Here is a 3,196-nt window from a genome sequence, read left to right on the forward strand (position 1 = left end):
GTCGGTCACGTCCCGTGGAGTGGTGTAAGAGCGGTCGCGTGTCCGCGTGTGGCTCTGTGGTAGCCACTATGCCGTGAGAGCGGCTGTGGGGGCAATGGTTTCGGCACTTTGGTCACTGACGTCGAGCAGAGCGAGGCTGGTCTCGGAGAGGTAGCGCTTGTCGGCGACCTGCCATTCGTCGTGGGCCTCAACGAGTACCGAGCCGGCCAGCCGTAACAGCGCGGCGGGGTTGGGGAACACGCCGACGACGTCGGTGCGGCGTTTGATTTCCTTGTTCAATCGCTCCAGTGGGTTGGTTGACCAGATCTTTTTCCAGTGGGCCACCGGGAAGTCGGCGAAGGCGGTGATGTCGGCGGCGGCCTCGCGCAACATGGTTTCGACCTTGGGGAACTGGCGGCCGAGCATGCCGGCGATGGTGTCGAGTTGTTCGCGCACGTGCTCGGCGTCTGGCTGGGCGAAGACGGTGCGGATCGCGGCGGCGACCATCTCTGCGGAGCCCTTGGGCACTTGGGCGAGCACGTTGCGCAGGAAGTGCACTCGACACCGCTGCCAGGCGGCCCCGATCAGCACGGCGTCAATGGCACTGCGCAGTCCGGCATGGGCATCGGAGATGACCAGTTGGACTCCGGCCAGACCGCGGGATTTCAACGACCGCAAAAACGCGGTCCAGAACGCCCCGTCCTCGGAGTCTCCGACCTCAAAGCCCAGTACCTCGCGGCGCCCGTCAGCGGCCACCCCGGTGGCGATGACCACCGCCTGCGACACCACCCGATGATTCACCCGGGCCTTGCAGTAGGTGGCGTCGAGGAAGACATACGGAAAGCGCTGATCACCCAACGGCCGGTCCCGGAAGGCCGCGACCTCGGTGTCGAGGTCTTTGCAGATCCGGCTGACCTCGCTTTTGGAGATCCCGGTATCGGTACCCAGTGCCTTGACCAGATCGTCGACCTTGCGGGTGGAGGTGCCGTGCAGGTAGGCCTCCATCACCACCGCGAACAAGCACTGATCGACCCGGCGACGCCGCTCCAACAACGCCGGGAAAAATGACCCGGTGCGCAGCTTGGGAATCCGCAGTTCCAGGTCCCCTGCGACCGTGGACAGCGTGCGCGGACGCGAGCCGTTGCGCTGATTGGAGCGGGTCTCGGTGCGCTCATGGGGAGAAGCCCCGATGAACGCGGTCAACTCCGCGTCGATCAAGGCTTGGTAGATCGTTTCGGCGGCTTGAGTGATCCGCTCACCGGCATCGGCGGTGCGCAGTGCGTCGAGCACCTCCAGCAAGGCAGACTGGTCCAGGGCCATCGCGATGTTCCTCTCGGTAGTGATTCTTGGTCGTTTCACCACAGAGACTCACGCGATGGCCCTCTTACGTCAGGGACCGACACGCCGCCATCACTTACACCACTCCCCGGGACGCTCCCCGACGTACATGCGCATCGGGGCCACTCGCTACCGATGGGAATTTCGGCTGCTGCCCGGCGAAACTGCCGACGATTACCGCAGCTGTGCTGCGCTTCGTAGCCTGATCTCACCGTGGGTCGGCGACGTAGCCGACGAAGACCTCGAACTGGTGCGGGTGGCCGAATACACCTTCCGTGCCCAGCTGGCGAACCGGTGGCGGGATCGCAACGTGTTTCTCCTCGGCGACGCAGCCCATCTCACACCGCCGTTCATCGGACAAGGCATGGGAGCAGGGCTCCGGGACGCGATGAACCTAGCCTGGAAGCTGGCCGGTGTACTCGGCGAAGACTTGCCCGAGGAGGTCCTGGAAACCTACGAGCAAGAGCGCAAACCACATGCGCGCGCGTTGATCGCCCTTGCCCTCGGGATGGGGTGGGCCATGACCGCCGGCGGTGGCATCGGGGACGCGATCCGACGCACTGTTGTCCCGCGCCTGCACCTCGTCCCCGGCATGCGGGGCAGGATCGTCAACAGCAGAACCCCGGCTCTGCGCAGATCCGCGCTCGTTGTCAAATCCCGTCTCCGCCGAGACCTTGCAGGCACGCTGTGGGTTGTGCCCCGTGAAGTGGTGTAAAGCCGATCGGCGTTTCGCCTGAGGCTCTGCGAGTTTCCACTATGCCGTGATGGCGGCGGGGACGGCAACGGATTGGTCGGCTGAATCGGAGCGGGGATGTAATAGGGCCAGGGTGGTCTCGGAGAGATAGCGCTTTTCGGCGACTTGCCATTCGTCGTGGGCTTCGACGAGAACGGAGCCGGCCAGCCGTAGCAGCGCGGCGGGGTTGGGGAAGACGCCGACGACGTCGGTGCGGCGTTTGATCTCCTTGTTGAGTCGTTCGAGGGGGTTGGTGCACCAGATCTTTTTCCAGTGCACCACAGGGAAATCGGCGAAGGCGGTGATGTCGGCGGCGGCCTCGCGCAACATCGTTTCGACCTTGGGCAACTGGCGGCCGAGCATGCCGGCGATGGTGTCGAGTTGCTCGCGCACATGCTCGGCGTCGGGCTGGGCGAAGACGGTGCGGATCGCGGCGGCGACCATCTCGGCGGAGCCCTTGGGCACCTGGGCGAGCACGTTGCGCAGGAAGTGCACCCGGCATCGTTGCCAAGATGCGCCGATGAGGATGGCCTCGATGGCGCTGCGCAACCCGGTGTGGGCATCAGAGATCACCAGCTGCACCCCGGACAGGCCGCGGGTTTTCAGTGAGCGCAGAAACGCCGTCCAAAACGCGCCGTCCTCGGAGTCACCGACGTCGAAGCCGAGCACTTCACGGCGTCCGTCAACCGCGACACCGGTGGCGATGACGACCGCTTGGGAGACCACCCGATGGTTGACCCGAGCCTTGCAGTAAGTGGCGTCGAGGAACACATACGGGAAGTGCTGCTCGGATAGAGGCCGGTCCCGAAAGGCGCCTACCTCGGTGTCCAGATCGGCGCAAATCCGGGAGACCTCGCTTTTGGAGATGCCGGCGTCCGCGCCGAGGGCTTTAACCAAATCGTCGACTTTGCGGGTGGAGGTGCCGTGCAAATAGGCCTCCATCACCACCGCGAACAAGCACTGATCGACCCGGCGGCGCCGCTCCAGCAGCGCCGGGAAGAACGAGCCCGACCGAAGCTTGGGAATCCGCAACTCCAAATCGCCAGCGATCGTCGACAGTGTGCGCGGCCGAGACCCATTGCGCTGGTTGGTTCGTGATGCGCTCCGTTCATGCGGACCGGCGCCGATCACCGCCGTCAGCTCCGC

General features: G+C 65.0%; 2 protein-coding genes and 1 pseudogene. 1 reads left to right on the forward strand and 2 read right to left on the reverse strand.

The genetic code is table 11. The annotated features are described in order from the left end of the window. Positions 1-66 precede the first annotated feature (66 nt). Positions 67-1,299 (reverse strand): IS256-like element IS1245 family transposase, encoded by a 1,233-nt coding sequence (locus tag NF20_RS25215; RefSeq protein WP_011725525.1) that lies wholly within the window; start codon positions 1,297-1,299, stop codon positions 67-69. Positions 1,300-1,405: 106 nt separating this feature from the next. On the opposite strand from NF20_RS25215, the pseudogene NF20_RS25220 reads away from it, so the two are divergent. Beyond that, positions 1,406-2,005: pseudogene (locus tag NF20_RS25220) on the forward strand (FAD-dependent monooxygenase); the annotation flags it as partial. A gap of 66 nt (positions 2,006-2,071) precedes the next feature. Here the strand turns inward: NF20_RS25220 and NF20_RS25225 are convergent. Beyond that, positions 2,072-3,196, reverse strand: a 1,125-nt coding sequence (locus NF20_RS25225; RefSeq protein ID WP_033717575.1) for an IS256-like element IS1311 family transposase, incomplete at its 5' end; no start/stop codon positions are given.

The sequence above is a fragment of the Mycobacterium sp. MAC_080597_8934 genome, assembly GCF_000523975.1.
Classification (GTDB): Bacteria; Actinomycetota; Actinomycetes; order Mycobacteriales; family Mycobacteriaceae; genus Mycobacterium; species Mycobacterium avium.